Origin of the sequence: Alistipes sp. UBA1686, from assembly GCF_002320215.1 — a bacterium.
GTDB classification, from domain to species: Bacteria; Bacteroidota; Bacteroidia; order Bacteroidales; family Rikenellaceae; genus Alistipes; species Alistipes onderdonkii.
In genome coordinates, this window is sequence record NZ_DCKA01000013.1 from 91690 (window position 1) to 116061 (window position 24372).

17 protein-coding genes are annotated in these 24372 nt (G+C 60.7%); 12 read left to right on the forward strand and 5 right to left on the reverse strand.

Going from position 1 to position 24372, the window contains the following annotated elements:
* From B3C38_RS04925 to B3C38_RS04980, 12 genes are all read left to right on the forward strand, one after another.
* Nucleotides 1–2319, forward strand: a complete 2319-nt coding sequence (locus B3C38_RS04925) for a GH92 family glycosyl hydrolase (protein ID WP_286725914.1) — start codon at nt 1–3, stop codon at nt 2317–2319.
* A gap of 405 nt (nt 2320–2724) precedes the next feature.
* A complete protein-coding gene (gene purE / locus B3C38_RS04930; RefSeq protein ID WP_018695103.1) occupies nt 2725–3192 on the forward strand; it encodes a 5-(carboxyamino)imidazole ribonucleotide mutase in 468 nt (155 codons plus the stop codon).
* A gap of 19 nt (nt 3193–3211) precedes the next feature.
* On the forward strand, nt 3212–4318 hold the full coding sequence (gene purK, locus B3C38_RS04935) for a 5-(carboxyamino)imidazole ribonucleotide synthase (protein ID WP_256166233.1): 1107 nt from the start codon (nt 3212–3214) through the stop codon (nt 4316–4318).
* A gap of 16 nt (nt 4319–4334) precedes the next feature.
* Nucleotides 4335–8042: a phosphoribosylformylglycinamidine synthase gene (locus B3C38_RS04940; RefSeq protein ID WP_286725916.1), complete on the forward strand. Its 3708-nt coding sequence runs from the start codon at nt 4335–4337 to the stop codon at nt 8040–8042.
* Between the two features lie 30 nt (nt 8043–8072).
* Nucleotides 8073–8789: a phosphoribosylaminoimidazolesuccinocarboxamide synthase gene (gene purC / locus B3C38_RS04945; protein ID WP_018695106.1), complete on the forward strand. Its 717-nt coding sequence runs from the start codon at nt 8073–8075 to the stop codon at nt 8787–8789.
* Nucleotides 8789–10210 (forward strand): amidophosphoribosyltransferase, encoded by a 1422-nt coding sequence (gene purF, locus B3C38_RS04950; protein ID WP_349677382.1) that lies wholly within the window; start codon nt 8789–8791, stop codon nt 10208–10210. The genes purC and purF overlap by 1 nt, the downstream gene beginning before the upstream one ends.
* Before the next feature lie 22 nt (nt 10211–10232).
* Entirely contained in the window at nt 10233–11258 is a 1026-nt protein-coding gene (purM, locus tag B3C38_RS04955; RefSeq protein WP_117508178.1) for a phosphoribosylformylglycinamidine cyclo-ligase, read from the forward strand.
* A 4-nt stretch (nt 11259–11262) separates the two neighbouring features.
* The gene (gene purN, locus B3C38_RS04960) at nt 11263–11826 is read left to right on the forward strand and encodes a phosphoribosylglycinamide formyltransferase (protein WP_055202500.1); all 564 of its coding nucleotides are present in this window, start codon (nt 11263–11265) and stop codon (nt 11824–11826) included.
* Between the two features lie 7 nt (nt 11827–11833).
* Nucleotides 11834–13363, forward strand: coding sequence for a bifunctional phosphoribosylaminoimidazolecarboxamide formyltransferase/IMP cyclohydrolase (purH, locus tag B3C38_RS04965; RefSeq protein WP_278809204.1), 1530 nt, complete (start codon nt 11834–11836; stop codon nt 13361–13363).
* A gap of 270 nt (nt 13364–13633) precedes the next feature.
* Complete coding sequence (gene purD / locus B3C38_RS04970) at nt 13634–14881, forward strand: phosphoribosylamine--glycine ligase (protein WP_117508184.1); 1248 nt, start codon at nt 13634–13636, stop codon at nt 14879–14881.
* A gap of 14 nt (nt 14882–14895) precedes the next feature.
* Nucleotides 14896–15750, forward strand: a complete 855-nt coding sequence (folD, locus tag B3C38_RS04975) for a bifunctional methylenetetrahydrofolate dehydrogenase/methenyltetrahydrofolate cyclohydrolase FolD (protein ID WP_286725929.1) — start codon at nt 14896–14898, stop codon at nt 15748–15750.
* A gap of 607 nt (nt 15751–16357) precedes the next feature.
* The gene (locus tag B3C38_RS04980) at nt 16358–17086 is read left to right on the forward strand and encodes a fimbrillin family protein (protein WP_286725932.1); all 729 of its coding nucleotides are present in this window, start codon (nt 16358–16360) and stop codon (nt 17084–17086) included.
* Nucleotides 17087–17197: 111 nt separating this feature from the next.
* Here B3C38_RS04980 and B3C38_RS04985 read toward each other — a convergent pair whose 3' ends face one another.
* From B3C38_RS04985 to B3C38_RS05005, 5 genes are read right to left on the reverse strand one after another with little or no spacing between them, the layout of a single operon-like run.
* Nucleotides 17198–18580 carry a GNAT family N-acetyltransferase gene (locus B3C38_RS04985; protein ID WP_286725934.1) on the reverse strand — a complete coding sequence of 461 codons (1383 nt, stop codon included), beginning with the start codon at nt 18578–18580 and terminating at the stop codon, nt 17198–17200.
* Nucleotides 18573–20474, reverse strand: a complete 1902-nt coding sequence (locus tag B3C38_RS04990) for an LTA synthase family protein (RefSeq protein WP_286725937.1) — start codon at nt 20472–20474, stop codon at nt 18573–18575. Before B3C38_RS04990 ends, B3C38_RS04985 begins: the two co-directional genes overlap by 8 nt.
* Nucleotides 20475–20520: 46 nt before the next feature.
* Complete coding sequence (gene nadC, locus B3C38_RS04995) at nt 20521–21375, reverse strand: carboxylating nicotinate-nucleotide diphosphorylase (protein WP_286725940.1); 855 nt, start codon at nt 21373–21375, stop codon at nt 20521–20523.
* Between the two features lie 24 nt (nt 21376–21399).
* Nucleotides 21400–21912, reverse strand: a complete 513-nt coding sequence (locus B3C38_RS05000; RefSeq protein WP_141417549.1) for a hypothetical protein — start codon at nt 21910–21912, stop codon at nt 21400–21402.
* 13 nt (nt 21913–21925) lie between these two features.
* Nucleotides 21926–24355, reverse strand: a complete 2430-nt coding sequence (locus tag B3C38_RS05005) for a TonB-dependent receptor (RefSeq protein WP_414630901.1) — start codon at nt 24353–24355, stop codon at nt 21926–21928.
* Nucleotides 24356–24372 lie beyond the last annotated feature (17 nt).

Below are 24372 nucleotides of genomic sequence, written 5' to 3' on the forward strand. Positions count from 1 at the left end.
ATGAAAAAAGGATATATCGCATTTGCCGCCCTCTGCGCCGCCGCACTCGCTTCGTGCACATGTCCTTCGGCCGGGGAGCAGCGCCTCCGTCCTTCGGAGTACGTTTCGGCGCTGGTCGGTACGCAGTCGGATTTTTCGCTCTCGACGGGCAATACCTATCCGGCCATCGCCTTGCCGTGGGGCATGAATTTCTGGACGCCCCAGACCGGCAAGATGGGCGATGGCTGGGCATATGCCTACGGGGCGCACCAGGTGCGGGGGTTCAAGCAGACCCACCAGCCTTCGCCGTGGATCAACGATTACGGCCAGTTCTCGCTCATGCCCGTGCGCGGGGAGGATAAATTCGACGAGGAGTCGCGCGCCAGCTGGTTTTCGCACCAGTCCGAAGTGGCCAAACCCTATTACTATAAGACTTACCTCGCCGACCACGACATCCGCGTGGAGATCACGCCGACCGACCGCGCCGCGATGATGCGCTTCACCTTCCCCGACTCGAAGGAGTCGGGTGTAGTGATCGACGCCTTCGACCGCGGTTCGCAGGTCGGGATGGTCGACGACCGTACGATCGTCGGTTATACCACGCGCAACAGCGGCGGTGTGCCGGAGAATTTCCGCAACTGGTTCGTCGTGCGCTTCGATACGCCGTTCAGCGCCATCGAACTGACCGATGCCCCGGACGGATACAAACCCGGCAGCAACCTGCTCTATCCCGAAGGGCAGAAGTCCGTCACGGGCGAACATGCCGTGGCCAAGGTGCATTTCGCGACCCGCCGCGGCCAGCAGATATGCGCCAGCGTGGCGTCGTCGTTCATTTCTCCCGAACAGGCGCTGCAGAACCTCCGGGAACTGGGTAGCGACGATTTCGAAACGGTGAAGTCCAAGGCGCAGGCGCGCTGGGACGATGTGCTGGGACGCATCGAGGTCGAGGGCGGTACGGACGACCAGTACCGTACGTTCTATTCGTGCCTCTACCGGTCGGTGCTCTTCCCGCGTAAGTTCTACGAGGTGACCGACAAGGGCGAGGTCGTGCATTACAGCCCCTACAACGGCGAGGTGCTCCCCGGCTACATGTATACCGACACCGGGTTCTGGGACACCTTCCGCAGCCTCTTCCCGCTGCTGAACCTCGTTTACCCGTCCGTGAACGCCGAAATCCAGCAGGGACTCGCCAACGCCGCCCGTGAGAGCGGTTTCCTGCCCGAATGGGCGTCGCCCGGGCACCGCGGCTGCATGGTGGGCAACAATTCCGCTTCGGTCGTGGCCGATGCCGTGGTGAAGGGCACGAACGACAAAGACCTCGGGGTGCTCTACGATGCGATGGTGTACGCCACGGAGCACGTGCACCCGACCGTTGCGTCGACCGGACGCTGGGGGCACGAGTACTACAACGAGCTGGGATATATTCCTTACGACGTGAACATTCCCGAGAACGTGGCACGTACGCTCGAATACGCCTACGACGACTGGTGTATTCTGCAGGTGGCGAAGAAACTGAACCGTCCCCAGGCCGAACTGGACAAGTGGGCGGCGCGTGCCCGGAACTACCGCAATGTCTTCGACCCCGAGACCCGCCTGATGCGCGGCCGCCTCAGGGACGGCAAGTTCCAGGCGCCGTTCAGCCCCTACAAGTGGGGCGACGCCTTCACCGAGGGTAACTCGTGGCATTATACGTGGTCGGTATTCCACGACGTCGAGGGGCTCGTCAACCTGATGGGCGGCCGGGAGCAGTTCGTCCAGATGCTCGACTCGGTATTCGTCGTGCCGCCGATCTACGACGACAGTTACTACGGATTCCGCATCCACGAGATCACCGAGATGCAGGTGGCCGACATGGGCAACTACGCCCACGGCAACCAGCCTGCGCAGCACATGATCTACCTCTATAATTATGCGGGTGCCCCGTGGAAAGCCCAGTACTGGGCGCGCGAGGTGATGGATCGCCTCTACTCGGCCCGCCCCGACGGCTATTGCGGCGACGAGGACAACGGCCAGACTTCGGCCTGGTATGTCTTTTCCGCCCTGGGGTTCTATCCCGTCTGCCCGGCTTCGGACGAATACGTCGTCGGTTCGCCGCTGTTCCGCAAGGCCGTCGTGAACCTCGAAAACGGGAATAAGATCGTGCTCGAAGCGCCGGACAACAGCCCCGAGAACCGTTATATCGGAGCCGTGCAGTTCGACGGGAAATCCTATACGCATAATTTCCTGCGCCATTCCGACCTCGTGAAGGGTGCCGGCGTCCGCTTCTCGATGCGTCCCGAACCCGATTACACGCGGGGTACGGAGCCCGGGGATGCCCCTTACTCGTTCAGCCGCGAATAACACGGACGGGTTGAACCGATGTCAATCCGCCGCGGCCGGTTCCGGCTGCGGCGGATTTTTTGTTTTTGCCGGAATCCCGAAATGTCGATAATTTGTCAATAGAATATGCCCGGGGATTTTGTAAATCGGCTGAAAAGCGCTATTTTTGTAGCGTTGTTTTGACAATTGTTAGGTTAATCCGAACACCTCCCCATGACATCTACCGACAGAATCGACCAACGCGAACGTAAGAAACAGCAGGGCCAGGCCGCTGCGTTCTATTCGTCGTCGTGCCGACAGCAGGATCGGAGTACGCAGATGCAAGGGCAGCAGGTGTCCGGGAGCGGAATACGCAGATAGATACCAGACCGCCATGACATACGTGTCGTGGCGGTCTGTCTTTTTTTCAAACTTAAAACCAAAGGTATGAAGGTCGGTGTTATTATGGGCTCGGTGAGCGATTATGAGGTGATGGCCGATGCCGTCGCCATGCTCGGACAATTCGGGGTCGATTTCGAAAAGCGCGTGGTGAGCGCCCACCGTACCCCTGACCTGCTGTGCGAATATGCCAAGACGGCCAAAAGCCGTGGTATCGGGGTGATTATCGCCGGTGCGGGCGGTGCCGCGCACCTGCCGGGCATGGTGGCCTCGATGACCACGCTCCCCGTGGTGGGCGTCCCCGTGAAGTCGCGGGCCCTGAACGGGCTGGATTCGCTGCTTTCGATCGTGCAGATGCCTGCGGGCGTTCCGGTGGCGACGACGGCCATCAACGGGGCGAAGAACGCGGCGCTGATAGCCGTGTCGATCCTCGCACTGCAGGATGCGGAGCTGGCTGCCCGGCTCGAAGCGTTCCGTGCGAAACAGACCGCCGACGTACTGGCGGCAGAACTTTAATCCGGCAGGGGAGGCGGCTATGGCAGAGACGGCGAAAACGATCGGTATCATCGGCGGCGGTCAGCTGGGGCTGATGATCGTCGAGCAGGCGCACCTGCTCGGGGCGCGCACGCTGTGCCTCGACCCTGCGCCCGACGCCCCCGCGTTCGCGCTGAGCGACGGGCACATCGTGGCGGCGTATGACGATGCCGCGGCGCTCGAAGAGCTTTGCCGCCGCAGCGATGTGGTGACCTACGAATTCGAAAACGTCCCGGGCAGCGTGCTGATCCCGCTGGAAAAGAAATACAACATCCCGCAGGGTTTCCGCCCGCTCTACGATTCGCAGGATCGCCTGCGCGAGAAGGACAATGCCCGCGCCAACGGGCTGCGGACGCCCCTGTACGCCGCCGTGGACGACGAGGCGTCGCTGCGTGCCGCCTTGGCCGAGATCGGATTCCCGGCGGTGCTCAAGACCCGTACGCTGGGATACGACGGCCACGGGCAATTGGTGTTGAAGGACGAGGCCGACGTGCCGCGTGCGCTGCCGATGCTCTCCGTACCCTGCATCCTGGAGGCGTTCGTGCCGTTCGATTTCGAAGCCAGCATCGTGATGGTCTCGAACGGGGAGCGCGTCATCCATTTCCCCATCGGGCGGAACGTCCACCGCGACGGCATCCTCGACCTGTGCTTCGTCCCCGCCGAGGGGATGGACGACGGCCTGCGCAGCCGCATGGCTGCGGCCGGCGAGCGGTTCATGAAATCCTGCCGCTACCGCGGGATCCTCGCCATCGAGTTCTTCATCCGCGACGGGGAGTTCTATTTCAACGAAATGGCGCCGCGGCCCCACAATTCGGGGCACTATACCATCGAGGGGTGCACGACCAACCAGTTCCGCGAGCTGGTGCGCTTCCTGCTGGGCGAACCGTTGCAGGAGCCGCAGCTCGTGGCGCCGACCGTGATGAAGAATATCCTGGGGCAGGATCTCGAAGCGGCCGAGAGAATCGCCGCCGAAAACCGCCCGGGTGTCCATGTCCACCTTTACGGCAAGACCGAGAGCCGTCCGAAGCGCAAGATGGGGCATATCACCTTCGTCGGGATGGACGCCGGGGAATACGGTGCCGCGTGGGCCGACAGATTCGTAAAATAAGTGCAAACGAAATAACATGGAAAACTACCGGATTTTTGTTGAGAAACATCCCCGTTTCCGGGTCGAGGCCGACAGCCTGCGCCGGGAGCTGAACACCAATCTGAACCTGGACATCCGCAGTCTGCAGTTGCTCAACGTCTACGACCTGTTCGGGTTCAGCCGAGAGCTGCTCGAAAAGAGCCGTTACAGCGTCTTCGGCGAAGTGGTAACCGACAGCGTGACCGATTCGTGCGACCTGGCGGGACGGAAATACATCGCCGTGGAGTACCTCCCCGGCCAGTTCGACCAACGTGCCGCGTCGGCCGTCGACTGCGTGCGGCTGATCGACCCGTCGGCCCAGGTGCGCATCCGCTCGTCGAAGCTGTTGCTGTTCGACGATGCCGTTTCCGACGAAGACCTGGCGCGCATCCGCCATTACTATATCAACGCGGTCGAGTCGCGTGAGAAGAATCTGGACGTGCTGACCGACATGGAACAGGCCGAGGTGAAGCCCGTCGCCGTGCTGGAAGGCTTCACCAAGATGACCGACGCCGAACTGGAACCCTGCTGCAAGCGGTACGGGCTGGCGATGAATGCCGACGACCTGCGCGAGGTGGTGAAATATTTCCGTGCCGAGGGGCGCGATCCCTATGAGACCGAGCTGCGCATCCTCGACACCTATTGGAGCGACCATTGCCGCCATACGACCTTCACCACCGAGCTGGAGGGCATCACGGTCGAGGAATCGTTCGTAAAGGACGAGATCGAGGATTCGCTGGCCCTCTACCTGCGCATCCGCCGCGAACTGGGGCGCGAGCACAAGAGCATCTGCCTGATGGACATGGCGACCATCGGCGCCCGCTACCTGCGCAAGAAAGGGCTGCTGGACGACCTGGAAGTGAGCGACGAGAACAACGCCTGCTCGGTATACGTCGATGTCGATGTCGACGGGGCGACCGAGAAGTGGCTCCTGCAATTCAAGAACGAAACCCATAACCACCCGACCGAGATCGAGCCGTTCGGCGGCGCTTCGACCTGTCTGGGCGGCGCTATCCGCGACCCGTTGTCGGGGCGCAGCTACGTCTACCAGGCCATGCGTGTAACGGGTGCCGGCAATATCTACCAGAAGGTGTCCGATACGCTCGAAGGCAAGCTCCCGCAGAGCGTCATTTCGAAGAAGGCCGCCGCGGGCTACTCCAGTTACGGCAATCAGATCGGGCTGGCAACGACCCATGTGCGCGAGATTTACCACGACGACTATGTGGCCAAGCGCCTCGAAGTCGGTGCCGTGGTCGGTGCCGTGAAGGCTGAAAACGTCCGCCGCGAAAAACCCGTCCCGGGCGACAAGATTGTCATGCTGGGTGGCCGCACGGGGCGTGACGGTATCGGCGGCGCCACGGGTTCGTCGAAAGAGCACAATACTAAGTCGCTCGAAACCTGCGGCAGCGAGGTGCAGAAGGGCAATGCCCCCGAGGAGCGCAAACTCGAACGCCTGTTCCGCCGCCCCGAGGTGACGCGGCTCATCAAGAAATCGAACGACTTCGGCGCCGGCGGCGTCAGCGTCGCCATCGGCGAGCTGGCCGACGGGCTGGATATTTATCTCGACCGCGTGAAGACCAAGTACAGCGGCCTGAATTCCACGGAACTGGCGATCAGCGAGTCGCAGGAGCGCATGGCCGTAGTCGTCGAGGCGAAAGACGTCGCCCGGTTCATGGAATACTGCCGCGAGGAGAATATCGAGGCGGTCGAGGTGGCCGACGTGACGGATACGGCCCGTATGCGGATGTTCAACAAAGGGCGCAAAGTCGTAGACCTCGCGCGTGAATTCATCGACAGCGCCGGGGCGAAGCACTATGCCGAAGCCATGATCGGTGAGGTGGAGAACCGCGATCCCTTTGCCCGTGAGGTCGTGGGCGCGACGTTTGCCGAACGCTTCGAGGAGAACCTGCGCGACAACAATGTCGTCTCGCAGCGCGGCCTGATCGAAATGTTCGATTCGACGATCGGCCGTTCCACCGTGCTGATGCCGTTCGGCGGCCGCACGCAGGGCAGCGAAACGCAGGTGTCGGTGCAGAAACTCCCGACCGACGGTTACACCGACACGGCCAGCATCATGGCCTTCGGCTACAATCCCTACCTGGCCTCGTGGAGCCCTTACCACGGTGCTGCGTATGCCGTCGTCGAAGCTGCTGCCAAGGTCGTGGCTGCGGGCGCGCGTTATGACAGGATGCGTTACTCATACCAGGAATATTTCGAACGCATGACCCGCGATCCCCGCTCGTGGGGCAAGCCGCTGGGTGCCCTGCTCGGTGCGCTGAAGATGCAGGTCGAACTGGGCCTGCCCTCGATCGGCGGCAAGGACTCGATGTCGGGCACGTTCCAGCATATCAACGTCCCGCCCATGCTGATGGCCTTCGGCATCACGACGGTGAATGCCGGGACGGTCATTTCGACCGATTTCAAGAAGGCCGGCAACCGTATCTACCTGGTGCGCCATACGCCCAGGGAGAACCATATGCCCGACACGGCGCAGCTGAAGGACAACTTCGGCTTTGTCAGCGAAAATATCGAACGCGGCAATATCCTCGCCGCATGGTCGGTGGGCTTCGGAGGTGTCGCCGAAGGTCTTGCCAAGATGGCTTTCGGCAACCGCATCGGCGCCGAGGTGGAGATGGACGAGGCGGAACTCTTCGGATACGCCTATGGTTCGATCCTTGTCGAGAGCGCCGTCGAACTGACCCATCCTGCGGCCGGGCTGCTGGGTATGACCGCAGCCGAAGGGGCGTTGACCGTCAACGGCGTGAAAATGCCGCTCGACGCCCTCTACAAGGCCAATACCGAGAAATTCGCGGCCGTTTACCCCGACAAGGGGGAGAACCATGCCGGGGTGATGACCTCGGAGCCCGCACCCCGGACTTTCGCCTATCGGGGCGAAGCCGTCGAACATCCGCTGGTCTATATCCCCGTGTTCCCGGGCACCAACTGCGACTACGACACGGCCAAAGCATTCCGCAAGGCCGGGGCCGAGGTCGAAATGAGCGTGTTGTGCAACCTCGGGGGCGACGACATCCTGCGTTCGATCCGCGAAATGAAGGAACATATCCGCCGCGCCCATATTTTCGTACTGAGCGGCGGCTTCTCGTCGGGCGACGAACCCGACGGCAGCGCCAAGTTTATCGTCAACGTACTCAACAATAAGGATATCCGCGATGAAATCCATGCGTTGCTCGACCGCGGCGGGCTGATCCTCGGCATCTGCAACGGTTTCCAGGCTCTGGTCAAATCCGGCCTGCTGCCTTACGGCCGCCTGGGCATGGTGACCAAGGATTCGCCGACGCTGTTCCGCAACGACATCAACCGCCATATTTCGCAGATCGTCTCGACGCGCGTCTCGACGCTCAACTCCCCGTGGCTCGCGGGCTTTGGCCTGGGCGACATCCACTCGATCGCTGTCAGCCACGGCGAAGGCAAGTTCGTCGTGAGCGAAGAACTTGCCCGGGAGCTGTTCGCCAACGGGCAGGTGGCCTTCCAGTATGTCGATCCCGAAGGGCGTGCGACGGCCGAGGCGCCGTACAACCCCAACGGTTCGTCGTATGCCATCGAGGGCCTGGTGTCGCGTGACGGCCAGATCCTCGGCAAGATGGGGCATACGGAGCGTTACGAGAAAAACCTCTTCAAAAATATCGCAGGCGAGAAGGAGCAGTCGCTGTTCCGCAATGCCGTCGACTATTTCCGCAAAAATTAGTACAACATAAAACTTAAACTCACAAACACCATGAAACAGCTCGAAATGCTCTACGAAGGCAAGGCAAAACAGGTTTTCCGCACCGACGATCCCGACAAGATCATCATCCACTACAAGGATGCGGCAACGGCTTTCAACAACATCAAGAAAGCCACGATCGAAAACAAGGGCGTGCTGAACAACGCCATCTCGACCCTGATTTTCAAGGAGCTTCAGAAGGCGGGTGTTAAGACCCACTATATCGAGACGATCAACGACCGCGACCAGGTGTGCCGCCGGGTGACGATCATCCCGCTGGAGGTGATCGTGCGCAATGTCATCGCCGGATCGATGGCCCAGCGCCTCGGCATCGAGGAGGGTACGCAGCCGTCGAACGTCATCTACGACATCTGCTACAAGAAGGACGAGCTGGGCGACCCGCTGATCAATGACCACCACGCCGTGGCATTGGGTGCCGTGACCTACGAGGAGCTCGAACTGATCTACGCCATGACCTCGCGTATCAACGAGATCCTGCGCAACCTTTTTGCCAAGATGAACATCAAACTCGTGGACTTCAAGATCGAGTTCGGCCGCACGTCGGACGGGGAGATCGTGCTCGCCGACGAAGTGTCGCCCGATACCTGCCGCCTGTGGGACATGACGACCAACGAGAAACTCGACAAAGACCGTTTCCGTCGTGACCTGGGCAAGGTGCGCGAGGCTTACGAGGAGATTTTGGCACGTTTGCAGAAAATCGTCGGGTAATGGTGATGGGGCAGATTAGCGACCGTGAGTTGCATGAGGAGTGCGGGGTGTTCGGCGTCTTCGGAGTCAAGGACGCTGCGTCGCTGACCTATTATGGCCTGCATGCCTTGCAGCACCGCGGACAGGAGGGTGCCGGTATCGTGACCGTCGACCGGGACGCAACGTTCCGCCGCATCAAGGGCGGCGGCCTGGTCACCGAGGTGTTCGACGAGGAAAAGCTCTCGACGCTCAAGGGCGACATGGCCATCGGGCATGTGCGCTATACCACCGCCGGCGGTGGTGGCATCGAGAACGTGCAACCGTTCCTTTTCCGCCACAACACGGGCGATTTCGCGCTGGCGCACAACGGTAATATCGTCAATTCGGCGTTGCTGCGAATTTATCTCGAGAACAAGGGGAGCCTCTTCCAGTCGACCTCGGACAGCGAGATCCTGGCGCACCTGATCAAGAAGGAGACCAAATACCACGACCGTCCGCGCATCTATTCGATCATCGACGCACTGAACATGATCGAGGGGGCTTTTGCATTCCTGATCATGACCGCCAACCGCATCTATGCCTGCCGTGACAAATACGGCCTGCGGCCGCTGTCGATCGGCCGGCTGGGCGACGGTTATGTCGTGTCGAGCGAAACCTGTGCCTTCGACGTGCTGGGTGCGGAGTTCGTCCGCGACGTCGAGCCGGGCGAGATCGTCACGATCGACAGCGAGGGCATCCGGAGCCGCGATTTCTCGCAGTATAAGCGTTGCGAGATGTGCTCGATGGAGTATATCTACTTTGCGCGTCCCGACAGCGACATAGAAGGGTGCAACGTCCATGCCTACCGCAAGGAATCGGGGCGCCTGCTCTTCGGCGAGGCGCCTGCCGAGGCGGACATCGTGGTCGGGGTTCCCGACTCGAGCCTCAGCGCCGCGATGGGCTATGCCGAGGCGAGCGGCCTGCCGTATGAAATGGGGCTTATCAAAAACAAGTACATCGGCCGTACGTTTATCCAGCCTTCGCAGGAGCTGCGCGAGAAAGGGGTGCGTATGAAGCTCTCGGCCGTGCGGACGATCGTCAAGGGCAAGCGCGTGGTGCTGGTCGACGATTCGATCGTGCGCGGTACGACCTCGCGCCGCATCGTCACGATGCTCAAGGAGGCGGGGGCCACCGAGGTGCACGTGCGCATTGCCAGTCCCCCGATGACGCACCCCTGCTTCTACGGGGTGGATACCTCGACCCGCGACGAGCTGATCTCGGCGCGCAAGGATGCGGACGGTGTCCGCGAGGAGATATGCGCCGATTCGCTGGCGTTCCTGTCGCCCGGGGCACTGCTCAGGGCGGGAAACCGCAAGGATTTGTGCATGGCCTGCTTCACGGGGCACTATCCCACGGCGTTGTACCAGTCGGTCGATGAGGTGAACAAAGACGTAAAATGTTAAGGACTGTTAAAGGAAGATTATAATGGCACAGAGTTATGAGAAGGCCGGCGTGAACCTCGAGGCCGGATACGAAGTGGTGCGGCGCATCAAGAAACACGTGGCATCGACCTCGCGCCTGGGCGTGATGGGCAATATCGGTGCATTCGGAGGCATGTTCGACCTCTCGGCGCTGAACGTGAAGGAGCCGGTGCTGGTGAGCGGTACCGACGGCGTGGGCACGAAGCTCAAGCTGGCGTTCGAGATGGACAAGCACGACACGATCGGCGTCGACGCCGTGGCCATGTGCGTCAACGACGTGCTGGCGCAGGGTGCCGAGCCGCTGGTGTTCCTCGACTATGTCGCCGTAGGCCATAACGAACCCCAGAAGATCGAGGCCATCGTGAGCGGTGTTGCCGACGGCTGCCGCCAGGCGGGTTGTGCGCTGGTCGGCGGCGAGACGGCCGAAATGCCGGGCATGTACTCCGAGGGCGAGTACGACATCGCCGGTTTCACGGTCGGCGTGGTCGAGAAATCGAAGCTCATCGACGGATCGAAGGTCAGGGCCGGCGATGTGCTGGTGGGCATCGCCTCGAGCGGCGTGCACTCCAACGGCTTCAGCCTCGTGCGTAAGATTCTTGCGGATAACTGCCTGGATCTGCACAAGGTCTATCCCGAGTTGTCGAACAAACTGCTGGGCGAAGTGCTGCTCACCCCGACGAAGATCTACGTGAAGCAGGTGCTCGAAGTGATCCGCAGCTGCGACGTACACGGCATCAGCCATATCACGGGCGGAGGGTTCGACGAAAATATCCCCCGCATTCTGCACGAAGGACAGGGGCTCGAGATCGAGGAGGGCACTTGGGAGATCCTGCCCGTGTTCCGCTTCCTCGAGAAATACGGCAAGGTGGCCCACCGCGAGATGTTCAACATCTTCAACATGGGCATCGGCATGGTCATCGCCCTCGATGCATCGCAGGCGGGGAAAGCCATCGCCATCCTTGCGGAGCAGGGCGAGAAGGCGGCCGTCATCGGACGCGTCACGGACACCGAGGGTGTCGTAATCCGCTAAGGCCGTGCGACGCCTTGCGGTCTTTGCCAGCGGCAGCGGCACGAACTTCGAGGCCATCGCCACGGCCTGCGAGCGGGGGGAGATCCCGGCCCGGGTGGTGCTGATGGTCTGCGACAAACCCGGCGCCGGGGTCGTGCAGCGGGCTGCGGGGCACGGGGTCGAGGCATTCGTATTCGCCCCGAAAGAGTATGCCTCGAAGGCCGACTACGAGCGCGAGATCGTGCGGCGGCTCGACCAAGCCGGCGTGGAGTTGGTCTGCCTGGCGGGGTACATGCGCATCGTCGGCGACGTGCTGCTGGGGGCTTACGGCGGGCGGATCGTCAACATCCATCCTTCGCTGCTGCCGGCATTCCGCGGGGCGCATGCCATCGAACAGGCGCTGGAATACGGCGTCAAGGTCTTCGGTGTGACGATCCACTATGTCGATGCGACGCTCGACGGCGGGAAGATCATCTCCCAGCGGGCGTTCGGATACGACGGAGACGACATCGCCGAGCTGGAAGCCCGGATTCATGCGGTGGAATATCCGCTTTATATAGAAACGATAAATAAATTATTAAAGGAATAATAACGATATGCGTGCATTAATCAGTGTCAGCGACAAAACGGGTGTCGTTGATTTCGCCAAGGGCCTGCGTGCCCTGGGCTGGGAGGTGATCGCCACGGGCGGCACGATGAAACTGCTCTCCGACAGCGGGGTCGAGGTTATCAACATCAGCGACGTGACGGGCTTTCCCGAGATCTGCGACGGCCGCGTCAAGACCCTGCACCCCAACGTGCACGGCGGTCTGCTGGCGCGACGCGACGATCCCGAACACCTGAAAGCCCTGAAAGACAACGATATTGAATTTATCGACATGGTCTGTGTGAACCTCTACCCGTTCCGCCAGACCATTGCCAAACCCGATGTGAAGATGGAGGACGCCATCGAGAACATCGACATCGGCGGCCCTTCGATGCTGCGTTCTGCGGCCAAGAACTGGGCCGACGTCACGGTGGTCTGCGACCCTGCGGACTATGAGCAGGTGCTCGGTGAAATCCGTGCCGGCGGCAATACGGAAAAGGCTACGCGCCTGAAACTTTCGGCCAAAGCATACACCCATACGGCTGAGTACGATGCGATGATCGCGGCCTATATGCGTGCACAGGCCGGGCTTAACGAGAAGCTGTTCCTCGAATTCGACCTCGTGCAGTCGCTGCGCTACGGGGAGAACCCCCACCAGTCGGCCAAGTTCTACCGTGAGGAGAAAGAGGTGCCTTATTCGCTGGCTTTTGCCCGCCAGCTCAACGGCAAGGAGTTGTCGTACAACAATATCCAGGATGCCAATGCCGCGCTGTGTATCGTCCGCGAGTTCGATGAGCCGTTCTGCGTGGGGCTCAAACACATGAATCCCTGCGGTGCTGCCGTCGGCAAGGATGTCGTGGATGCCTGGACGAAGGCTTATGAGGCCGACAAGGTGTCGATCTTCGGGGGTATCGTCGCCACGAACCGCACCGTAACGCGCGAGGCGGCCGAGTTGATGAAACCGATCTTCCTCGAGATCATCATGGCGCCGAAATTCGACGAAGGGGCGCTCGAAGTGCTCTGCACGAAGAAAAACCTGCGGCTGCTGGAGGTCGATATGCAGCAGGGGGCCGTCGACCCCAAGCAATATGTCAGCGTCAATGGCGGCCTGCTGGTGCAGGAGCTTGACGTGGTGACGAAAACCGTCACGGCCGATATGTGCGTGACGAAGGCAAAACCTGCCGCGGCACAGATGGACGACCTGAATTTCGGCTGGCATATCGTCAAGCACGTTAAGTCGAACGCCATCGTCGCCGTCAGGGATGGCCGTACGCTGGGCGTGGGCGCCGGGCAGATGAACCGCATCGGCTCGGCCGAGATCGCCCTCCGGCAGGCGCATGCCGCCGGCGTCACCGAAGGGCTGGTGCTGGCTTCGGACGGCTTCTTCCCCTTCGACGACTGCGTGACGCTGGCTGCCGAATACGGCGTGACGGCCATCGTGCAGCCGGGCGGTTCGGTACGTGACGAGGACTCGATCCGGAAGGCCGACGAGAAGGGCATCGCCATGGTATTCACGGGCGAGCGCCATTTCAAACATTGATTTTCGATTATCGCGGCACCTTTCGCCTCACCGTGCCCGCTCCGGGCGGGAAACAGGATGCTGTGCCCCGCCCGAAGCGGACTTCGCCAAGGTGAAATCCGCTTCCGTGGCGATCGGAAATCGGACGGTATAAATAAAAACTTTTGCCGCTGCGACAAGCCTCTCCCGAGGGAGGGACTTGGGGAGAGTGCCGGACTTGTGAGCGGCGGTAGGCCGTGCATACATCGTCCGGCGGCATAACGGCGGTGAAAACTGTTAATTCGTATTCGTATGAAAGTTTTGGTTATTGGCGGCGGTGGCCGTGAACATGCAATTGTGGATGCGCTGTCGCGCTCGCCCCGGGTGGAGAAGATATTTTGCGCCCCCGGCAATGCGGGTATTGCGGCGCAGGCCGAGTGCGTGGCTATCCGCGAGACGGAGGTGGAGCGGCTGCGCGATTTTGCGGCGCAGAACGGCATCGGTCTTACGGTCGTCGGCCCCGAGGTGGCGTTGGCGGCGGGTGTGGTCGATGCGTTCAAGGCCGCCGGGCTGCGGGCTTTCGGCCCTACGAAGGCTGCCGCGCGTATCGAGTCGAGCAAGGAGTTCGCCAAAGACCTGATGGCCAAATACGCCATTCCGACGGCCGGTTACCGGGCCTTCACCGATTATGCCGCGGCGATGGACTATGTCGCTTCGCGTCCGCTGCCTGCCGTGCTGAAATACGACGGGCTGGCCGCGGGCAAGGGCGTGGTGATCGCCGAGACGATGGAGGAGGCCGATGCCGCCCTGAAGGACATGTTGCTCGACGACAAATTCGGCGCGGGCAAGGTCGTCGTCGAGGATTTCCTCACGGGGCCTGAATTTTCGTTCATGTGCTTCGTCTCCGGGCATAAGGTATGGCCGATGGTGCTGGCGCAGGATCACAAGCGGGCATTCGACGGCGACAAGGGCCCCAATACGGGCGGTATGGGCGCATATTCGCCCCTGCCGTTCATTACGGCCGAGGATGAACGCTATGCGCTCGAGAAGGTGTTGCAACCGACCGCCGACGCGATGGTCGCCGAGGGCTGCCCGTTCGAAGGCGTGCTTTACGGCGGCCTGATGAAGACCCCGCAGGGGATCAAGGTCATCGAATTCAACGCCCGTTTCGGCGATCCCGAGACCGAGGTCGTGCTGCCACGCCTGAAAAGTGACATCGTGGATATCTTCTGTGCTGTGGCCGACGGCGGCGATACGCAGCTCGTATGGCACGATTTCGCCACGCTTGGCATCGTGCTCGCATCGAAAGGCTATCCCGGAGACTATGAAAAGGGCTGCGAGATCAGGGGGCTCGACCGGGTGGAAGGCGCCCTTTACCACATGGGGACGAAGGCCGACGGCAGCCGCATCCTCACCTCGGGCGGCCGCGTGCTGTTCGTCGTGGGCAAAGGAGCCACGCTCGCCGAGGCGCACGCCAATGCGCTGCGGGATGTCGCACGCATCGAATGCGACAACCTCTTCCATCGCACCGACATCGGACATTGGGCATTTGAAAAATAGTTATATATTAAGGTATGGTTATCAGCGGAAAAGAACTCTCAGCAAAACTCAAGGCCGAAATGGCCGCCGAAGTGGCTGCCTTCGGCCCGAAATACGGACGCGTGCCGCATCTGGTCGTGATCCTCGTGGGCGAAGACCCGGGCAGCGTCTCCTATGTGACGGGCAAGGCCAAGGCCTCGGCCGAGGTCGGCATCCGCAATACGACGATCCGTAAGCCGGAGTCGGTCTCCGAGGCCGAGTTGCTCGGCATCATCGCCGACCTGAATGCCGACGAAGGCGTCGACGGAATCCTGGTGCAGCTGCCCCTGCCCAAGCATATCGACGCGGACAAGGTGATCGCCGCGATCGACAAGGAGAAGGATGTCGACGGCTTCCATCCCCTCAATGTGGCGGCTTTGTGGCAGAAACAGCCCTGTACGCTGCCCTGTACGCCGAAAGGTATCCTCAAGATGCTGCGGGCTGCGGGCGTGGAGATCGCCGGCAAGGAGGCCGTGGTGATCGGCCGCAGCAATATCGTCGGGCTTCCCGTTTCGAAATTGCTGTTGGATGCCAATGCCACCGTGACCATGGCGCACAGCCGTACGCGTAACCTGGGCGAGGTGACGCGCCGCGCCGACATCCTGGTCGTGGCGATCGGCCGCCCGAAGTTCGTAACGGAGGATATGGTGCGTGACGGTGCCGTGGTGATCGACGTGGGGGTCAACCGCGATCCCGAAACCGGCAAACTGTGCGGCGACGTCGATTTCGCTGCTATCGAGCTCAAGGCGTCGGTCATCACCCCTGTTCCCGGCGGCGTGGGGCCGATGACGATCTGCTGCCTGATGGAGAATACGATCGAGTGCTTCCTGCGGCGTATCGCACGGAAATAGCCCCGAATCGCCTGCCTCGGACGTTGTTCGCCTCCGGGCTCTCCCCCGCAAAACCCGAAGTGAAAACTTCGGGTTTTTTTATGCCTTGCCTTTTCCGGGTCTTCGTCTTTTGCGGTGGGCGGCGGGTTTTTCTGCTGCCTGCTTCGCGTAATGCAGGTACGGCATTTTGCCGGTTTCAGGCGCCTTTCCCGTCGATTTTTAGGAGACTGTGATCATATCCGCCCACGAGCTATATTAAGTAGCTCGATATGGTATACAAAAATGCTTTTTATGTATGCTTCTACGGTTCATATAGTACAATGTGATGGTTTTTATTTAACTTTGAATGTCATTAAAGAGCGAAATTGTGTGTTGCGAAGTAAACAATTATGTGTTATGTAAATGATTTCGTTCTGTAAGGAGGATTATTGAGACTGTCGGTTGAATTCGTTTGAGCGGGTTGCAGGCCGTCCAAAAAATGTATAACAATTTAATAAACTATCTAAATGAAACTTTTTTACTATGCCGCTGCCGCTGCAGCCATGGCTTCGGCCGTTTTCTGTTCTTGCGATAAACAGGACGAAGTTACCCCTCCCAGCCTGAAATCGCGCCTGTACATTTCGTAGGTGTGACGACACTCGATGTTGTTACGCGTGCCAAGGCGAAACCGTACGCAGCCGATTTCAATGTTTTTATTCCCGGCGTTACCGCTGCAACGAAACTGGTGAAATATAGTGCCGATGCATGGACTGTCGAGGGCGATCCTATTTTGGTGGATCGTACGGGCGGTACGCTGGTGGCATGGGCGCCTGCGGCTTTGGCCGTGACTACTTCTGCCAGTGGTGCCGAATATACGCTGACGGCGCAAAAGGATGCGGCCGCACAGGATTTGATCTACCAGCACCAGTCTGTCAATGCTGCCAATGCGGGAGCTGTCGCCGTTGAGATGGGGCACGCCTATTCCAAACTCTCATTTCTGGCAACGGCCGGCAATGGATACACAGGTGCTGCCAATCTCACCCAGGTACAGATTACCGGTGGAATCTATGCGACCGGCACGCTTAACATGGTAGACGGCAAGGTGGATCCGGTCGGAACGGCGACGGGGACGCTTACCCTGGCCGCCGGCGAAAAGGCGCTTGTAGTACCTATGGCCGGTCAGCCTACCATTGCCGTGACCTGCACGATCGACGGTAAAGAATTCACAGCAAACATTAAGGCCGATACCATGCCGTCGCTGCTGGCTGGCGTGGAGTACGAAATTACGTTGACGGTTGTCGGTCAGGAGGCCGTGATTTCTTCGGTGAAAGAAGTCCCCTGGACTACGACCAAGGTGGACGGCGGAACCATATCTTAACGACTTTGGGTGACGATATGCAAAATGGAAAGCCGCAGACTGTAAAGTCTGCGGCTTTCTTATCGCGGGAACGATAGCGCACTTCCTGCTGTGGCGGAATATGCGGGGCTGCTACTTGTTCGCGTAGTTGCAGTACAGTGCCTCGGGCAGCGGAGCCCCGGGGGCTCGCCGCCAGACCATGGCCCTGTCTTTCGAGGCGTCGCCCGTCCCGAAATCGAAGCCGTCTTGCGATGAGAATGTCACCGGGACGGCGCCTTCGAAGCCGTATTTTGCATAGAACCCGTGCAGCCACTCCTCGCTCGGGATCAGGAAGGCCGCCTCGTCGCCCTGCTCGCCGATGAGCCGCATCGCTTCGCGCATCAGCTTGCCGGCCAGTCCCCTGCGGCGGAATTCGGGCGCTGTCGCTACGCCGTAGATGTAGGTCGACCGTCCCAGCTCGCTCTCGAACGGCAGCATGTGGAGCATGGCCGCCGTACGCCCTTCGCATTCGGCCGTCAGCATCCTGCGGCGGCTGTAATAGCGCATCAGGAACGAGTCGACGAATTGTTCGTCGTCGCCGAATGCCGCCGTCCAAAGTTCCTTGCAGGCGATTTCGTCCGGGTGCAGGTGGATGGCCGCATATTTGTGCTGGATGACGGCGGGGTGGTAGGAGAGCTTCGACTGGCGCAACCCGTCGATCCCGAGGTCTTCCTCGCGGTTTATCATCGTGAAACGCGCGGGAAGGTGCTGTGCGAAGAGTTTGTTGATGATCGTGAAGGCGCCGTCGTAGTCGGTGTCCGCCTTCTCGACATGCGTGTCGAACGTATGGTCGTTGACCGCCGAACCGTATGTGAACGCGATCAGTTTGTCGCCTACGTAGATACAGCCGCCGATCATTTCCAGTTCTTCGAAATGTTCGAAAGCCCGCTGCATGGCCCGCTGTTCGGCGCACAGTTCCGAGGTGTGCCCTTCGTGGGCCCGGCGCCATTCGCGTTCGAGCTGCATGCACTCCCCGAACCGCTCGCGCGTGAGTTGCTCGTACCGGAAATCGGGGTATTCCGCCATAAAACGGTTGATATGGTTGCGTTTGGGCTGGTACCTGCGTCCCGTGAGGTTGCGCAGGTCGTCGGCGTTGTAAACGTAATCTTCCATCCCGCGGTCGGATTCGAACGCGAACAGCCCGGCGTGCATGTTGCGAACCATCTCGCGCCCCTCGTCCGTAAGCCCGATGATGCGCAGCCGCTGTCCGTGCGCATGGGCATCTTCGCGCAGGGCGGGGATGATCCGGGCGAAATCCCCTTCGCCGACGGGTTGCATGTACCCGATCTTCTCCCCGCCCCCGATCTGGAAGCGGATCACCAGGAAGCCGTCGATCACGGCCCAGGCACTGTGGTACATCGCCTGCCAGCAATACATGTTGGCGAATGCGAGGTCGCAGTTGTAGATGCCCGAAGGCATGGTATAGCGCTCGATGGTCTGTTTATCCTCGAGGCGCACGGGTTTGAATTCAATCATGGACGATGTAACTCTTTTTTTCTGCGTGGGAATAGTATTGCTGGACAAGGGCGCGGAAATCCTGCAGGAGGGAGTCCCCTGCGCCCGACGCTTCCGGTTTGTCCTGCGCGTCGTCGAAGCGGATCGTGCCGTCGTTCGTCACGGCCTGGAACGCCCCGTCCCAACTCACCGACCACTGCTGTCGCTGCGGTTCGTTCAGCACGTCGCGGCCGAATGCGAAATAGGACTCCGTATTGCCCAGCAGCCCCAGGAGCGTGGGCATGATGTCGAGCTGCTGCACGACCTCGCTGACCTCGCCCCGCAAGGCGCCGTCGGGGGTATACATGAAGCCGATGATATGGTAGTTGCCCGGATAGCTGCGGGTTTGGGCGGTGAATTTTTCGGAGGACACATGGTCGGCTACGAATACGAATATCGTGCGGCGGAACCATTCTTCGCTTCCGAAGCGCTCGAAGAAGAGCCGGAAGGCATTGTCGACATAGGCTACGCCCTTGTGCAGTTTCGTGTAACCCGCCGGGAGTTTGTCCTCGTATTGTGCCGGGACGACGAAGGGGTGGTGCGACGAGAGGGTGAACAGCGTGGCGAAGAAAGGTTCCGGCATCTGGGAGAGCTCCTCGCCCGTGAATTGCAGGAACGGTTCGTCCCAAATGCCCCAGTACCCGTCGAAATCGCCTTTGCCGTACTTCGCCTCGTAGTCCTCGCGGCTGACGAGCCGTTCGACGCCTGCCGAGCGGGCGTAAGCCCCGAATCCCATCGAGCCGTATTCCGAGCCGCAGAAGAATGCCGTCGAATAACCCTGGTCGCGGAGCATGGCCGGCAACTGCCGGCTTTCACCGAGCGATTGCGGCATCAGTACGAACGGCGTCCGGAACGAAGGGATGCTGCCCAGCACCGAGGGCATGGCCTGTATCGAGCGCGTGCCGTTGGCATACATGCGTTTGAAACAGAGGCCGCCGCGCATCAGCGAGTCGAGGAACGGCGTGAAGCCCTTGGTTTCCCGCCCGGCATAAACCTCCGGCATCAGGTAGGCCGAATGCTCGGCTGACATGCTCTCCATGATGAAGACCATGACGTTGCGCCCTGTCAGGTTCACCGCCGCGCTGTCCGCGGGCTGGTGTACGGGCGTGAAATGCTGCGGCAGCTCTTCGGGGGTGAAATATTTTTTGTAATTGACGCTTCCCGCGCTGCCGATCGTCCGCAGGATGCAGAACGGGTTGCTCAGGATGAGGTTCGCCTTGCCGCTGTCGTCGGTATAGAGGGTGGCGTTCGAAAGGGTGATCGGCCGTGTCATGCGGGTCATGCCGCCGCGCATACCTGCGATCGAGAGCCCTGCGCCTGCGGTGAAGATCACCGTACTTCCGACGTAGTAGGCCCAGCCGCGGCTCAGCAGGCTTTCCTCGCGCACCTTGCGGCCGTAACCCCATGCCAGCAGCGCCACGAGGGCTGCGGCGACGAGTACCAGGTACCAGTTTTCAGCCATGAACTTACCGACGAGCTGCACCGAATTGCTGTTGTCGGCAAAGAAGATTTCATCGGCGGTGAACCGTTTCTGCGTGTACCGGAAATAGACGCAGTCGGACATGTTGACAGCCACGACCAGCACGGCATTCACCGCCACGTAGTACCAGTACATCAGTTTGCGATACCAGCCGCGTTCGCGCACATGCAGGGGCAGCAATGCCAGCAGGACGAATATCCCGTTGGCATAGACGACCGATGCCGTGTCGAACTTGAGCGCCCCGGCGAGCAGCTGCCACAACTCACCCCGGCCGATCGTCCCCAGCAACTGCGCGTTGTAGAGATAGAAAACCACGCGGCAGAGCATCAGTACCGCGTAGAGCAGTGCGATGCGCCGCAGCAACAGGGCCAGCGGGGTATGGAGCAGGCGTTTCATGGATTAACCGTTGTCCGGACGATTCTGTGACGACAGCGCGTCCTGATTATTCGCAGGCCTTGAGCGACATGTCGAGCGACTTGATCTGGTGCGTCAGGGCACCGACCGAGATGAAGTCGACGCCGCATTCGGCGTAGTCGCGCATCGTCGAGAGCGTGATGCCGCCGCTCGATTCGGTCTCGCAGCGGCCTGCGACTTTCTGCACGGCCTCGCGGGTCATTGCGGGCGTGAAATTGTCGAACATGATGCGGTCGACGCCGCCCGCGGCGAACACCTCGTCGATGTCCTCCAGTGAGCGCACTTCGCACTCGATGGGAATATCCTTGTCCTTGGCCCGGAGGTACTCGCGGGCGCCGTGGATGGCTTTGCGGATGCCGCCCGCAAAGTCGATGTGGTTGTCCTTCAGCAGGATCATGTCGAAAAGTCCCATGCGGTGGTTCTCGCCGCCGCCGATCTTCACGGCCATCTTGTCCAGCACGCGCATGCCGGGCGTGGTCTTGCGCGTGTCGAGCACCCGGGTATGCAGCCCTGCGAGGCGGTCGACGTAAACGGCGGTCTGCGTAGCCACGCCGCTCATGCGCTGCATGATGTTGAGGATGATGCGTTCGGCCTGCAGCAGCGAGCGCAGGCGTCCCGAGACGTAGAACGCCACGTCGCCGGGCTTCACGCGGTCGCCGTCGCTGAGTACCTGCTCGAATTCCATCTCCGGGTCGAGACGGTGGAATACGACCTGCGCGATCTCGATGCCGGCGATGATGCCTTCCTGTTTGCACAGCAGGCGCATGCGGCCGTGTTCGTCGGAGGGGATGCACGAGAGCGACGTGTGGTCGCCGTCGCCGATGTCCTCCTTGATGCAGAGCTCGATGAGCTCGTCTACGAATGGTTTGTATTCTGCCTTCATATCGTTACGTTTTTCGGTGCAAAGTTACAAAAGAATCGTTCCCTTGTACACGGCTTTGTGGTCGAGTGTCTCGTCGCCCACGGGAATCTGCGCGTTGCGGCAGGTGAAGATCACCTCCAGGACGCCGTTGGCGAGCCTGCCGGTGAACATCGGGATTGCGAATCCCTTGCCGGTTTGCGGGTCGTAATACGGTTTGCCGCCGATGTAGGGGATGATCGGATCGGCCGTGCTCGTCAGTTCGTAGATGCCGTCGCCGTCCGAGTCCTCGTATTTCAGTTCGGGGATAACGATATTGAGTGACATCGGCATGGACTGCGCGAAACGCACGTTGTACATCGTGAGCTTGAATAGGCCGCTGTTGTCTTCCGTAAGTTCGAAACTTATGTCGTTTGTCACAAAGGGTGTCGCCGACGGGGTCTGGTTGCTGGTAATGGTGAGCGTGCCCCCGAAAGTGGCCGTCTGCCGGTTATCGTTGTCGTCTTCGGTGTTGCATGCCGCACAGGCCGCGAGGGCGAGCAGGATAAGGAGTTTTTTCATTGTTTTATTGTCGTTATAGGTTAATATTCAGTGTTATGCCGAATGTCCTGGGACGTCCGCGCTGTACGAATTCGTTGCCGATGGACTTGAAATAAAATACGTTGTAACCCGTGTCCGCGAGGTTGCGTCCCCATATGTCGACCGAATAGTGTTTCTGTTCGAAACGCAGGGAGGCTTCGACCAGCGCATAAAAGGGCTGCGAGAGCGAATTCTCCTCGTTCCACCAGATGCGCCCCGCGCAGCGGACACCGGCCTGCAGGACGATATTTCCGAGCCACTGCACCCCCGTGGGGATTGTCCACGCCCCATTTGCGGACAGCGTATGTTGCGGCGCGTAGGGCAGGTAGTTGCCCTTGTAATCGGTTTTCCCGTCGTTATAACGGACGAATTTGGCATTTGTGTATCCGTAGGCCGCATTGATGTCGAGGTTCTGCCACGGCGATACCTGCAGCGACAACTCGCCGCCGAAACTGCGCGTGCGTCCGGCATTGGTCATCATGCGCCCGGTGGTCGTCCCCTCGGGGAAGATTGTGAGCTGTTGGTCGCGGCAGTCGATGTAGAAGAGTGCGAAATCGCCCCGCACGGCGCCTTCCATGCACGAAAAGTGCCCGCCCAATTCGTAGTTCCAACTGTATTCGGGTTCGTAGCTCACGACTTTATCCGCGTCGTATACCGTTCCGAACCCCATTTCGTTCATCATCTTCTGCTGGAGCACGTCGGAGAACATCTGCGTGTTGAACCCGCCGGCCTTGTACCCTTTGGCCACCGAAACGTAGAGGTTGTGGATCTCGTCGAAGGCATAGAGCACCGAAAATTTCGGCAGTACTTCGGTGAAATTCCGCTTGAGCGTATTGCGGATGTCGATCGACAGGGGGTAGTGCCCCGTCGTGCCGCTCACGCGGTCGGTCGCCGTGTAGCCGGTCTGCGTGGAGCTGCGGTAGCGCAGGCGGGTGTGTTCGTAGTCGAAGCGCAGGCCCGCGGTGAAGCGCCAGCGCCCGGCCGTGTAGTTCGATTCGTGATAGAGCGCCCCGCCTGCCGAGGGGTTGCGGAAGCGGCTGCCCAGCAGCAGCTCGTCGTTGTCCCATGCGTCGTAGGTGTATTGCGGGTCGTGTTCGTTGGCGTTCTTGAGGATCAGCTCCTCGATGCCGGTCTGCTTGAAATGCACCGGAGCGTTCATCGTGCCGTGGCGGTAGAATCCGAATGCGCCCAGCAGCCAGCGGTACGCCCCCCGTTCGTGCGAGCGGAATACGATGTCCTCGGTGAGGGTGTGCTCCGTACGCGCCTGTTTGAGCGTGAAATACGAAAGGGGCAGGAAGTCCTGGTCGAGGATCATCTCGTCGTCGGAATACTGGTAGCTGGTGATCGAGGCCACCGAGAAACTGCCGGCGTCGTAGCGTACCGTGAGCCCGTCGCTGAGGGTCGTGCGGCGGTAGGAGCACGGGTCGTTGTAGCGGATCTCGCCCGGGCGGATGACCGTCTGCCCGTCGTGCACGATCTCTTCGCCGGCATAGGCATAGGGATACCCGCCTTGTTCGAGCACCGAGAAAGACAGCGTATTGTCGATCCGCAGCCCCGCACGGTTGCGCCACTGCGCCTTCCAGCGTCCGCCGCCCATCCGCTCCCAGTCGCATTTCTCGCCTGTTGCGAGGTTCTCGAAGAACCCGCCCGTATGCGTATAATAGCCCGTTACGGCCATGCCCAGGTCGGGGTTTATCCTGTAATAGGACGAAGCCCTGAACCGGTAGCTGTCGCCGCTGCCGTATTCGGCGCTCAGGCGGATACCCTCGTACGCGAGCGGCGAGAGCGTGTAGACGTTGATGACCCCGCCCATCGTGTTGCGTCCGTAGAGCGTCGACTGCGGCCCCCGCAGCACTTCGATGCGCTCGGCGTCGGCCAGCTCCATGTCGTAATTGTCCTTATTCAGCACCGGGACGTTGTCGATGTTGAGCCCCATGACAGGCTGGTCGATCCGCGCCCCGAGCCCGCGGACGTAGATCGACGAGGTCATGCGCGACCCGTAGTCGGGGACGTAGAAGTTGGGGACGTTCTGCGAGAGGTTTTTCAGGGCGTCGACATGCCCCCGTTCGATGGCGCGGCTGCCGACGATGGCTGCCGCCACGGGCTGCGAGCGCAGCACCATGCCCTGTTTGATGGCCGTTACCTGTACCTTGTCCACCACGATCACCGTGTCGACGCCCGCGGGGTCGGCCTCGCCTGCCTTCGCAAACTCCCCGGTTGCTGTGCCCCCTTCCGTTTCCGCCTGTCCGCCGTTCCCGTTCAGCCTTGCGGCCGCAGTGATTTCTCCGGTCTGCGTCCGTTCTCCGGCGGCCGCATGTCCCGCCGCGGTTCCCGCTGCCGGGAGTGGCGCAGACGAATGCCTTCCCGCAGCAGCCGACAGGAGCGGCAGCAGCAGGAGTGCTATGAACAGTTGTTTGCGGTGCACGATAAGACGTTTAATTC

Coding starts and splice junctions, on each gene's coding strand:
- B3C38_RS04990 (WP_286725937.1), bottom strand. CDS start 20,474: ATGAAACGCCTGCTCCATACCCCGCTGGCCCTGTTGCTGCGGCGCATC.
- B3C38_RS04985 (WP_286725934.1), bottom strand. CDS start 18,580: ATGATTGAATTCAAACCCGTGCGCCTCGAGGATAAACAGACCATCGAG.
- purC (WP_018695106.1), top strand. CDS start 8,073: ATGAAACAGCTCGAAATGCTCTACGAAGGCAAGGCAAAACAGGTTTTC.
- B3C38_RS04925 (WP_286725914.1), top strand. CDS start 1: ATGAAAAAAGGATATATCGCATTTGCCGCCCTCTGCGCCGCCGCACTC.
- purM (WP_117508178.1), top strand. CDS start 10,233: ATGGCACAGAGTTATGAGAAGGCCGGCGTGAACCTCGAGGCCGGATAC.
- purH (WP_278809204.1), top strand. CDS start 11,834: ATGCGTGCATTAATCAGTGTCAGCGACAAAACGGGTGTCGTTGATTTC.
- nadC (WP_286725940.1), bottom strand. CDS start 21,375: ATGAAGGCAGAATACAAACCATTCGTAGACGAGCTCATCGAGCTCTGC.
- purE (WP_018695103.1), top strand. CDS start 2,725: ATGAAGGTCGGTGTTATTATGGGCTCGGTGAGCGATTATGAGGTGATG.
- purD (WP_117508184.1), top strand. CDS start 13,634: ATGAAAGTTTTGGTTATTGGCGGCGGTGGCCGTGAACATGCAATTGTG.
- purK (WP_256166233.1), top strand. CDS start 3,212: ATGGCAGAGACGGCGAAAACGATCGGTATCATCGGCGGCGGTCAGCTG.
- B3C38_RS04940 (WP_286725916.1), top strand. CDS start 4,335: ATGGAAAACTACCGGATTTTTGTTGAGAAACATCCCCGTTTCCGGGTC.
- purF (WP_349677382.1), top strand. CDS start 8,789: ATGGTGATGGGGCAGATTAGCGACCGTGAGTTGCATGAGGAGTGCGGG.
- folD (WP_286725929.1), top strand. CDS start 14,896: ATGGTTATCAGCGGAAAAGAACTCTCAGCAAAACTCAAGGCCGAAATG.
- B3C38_RS05000 (WP_141417549.1), bottom strand. CDS start 21,912: ATGAAAAAACTCCTTATCCTGCTCGCCCTCGCGGCCTGTGCGGCATGC.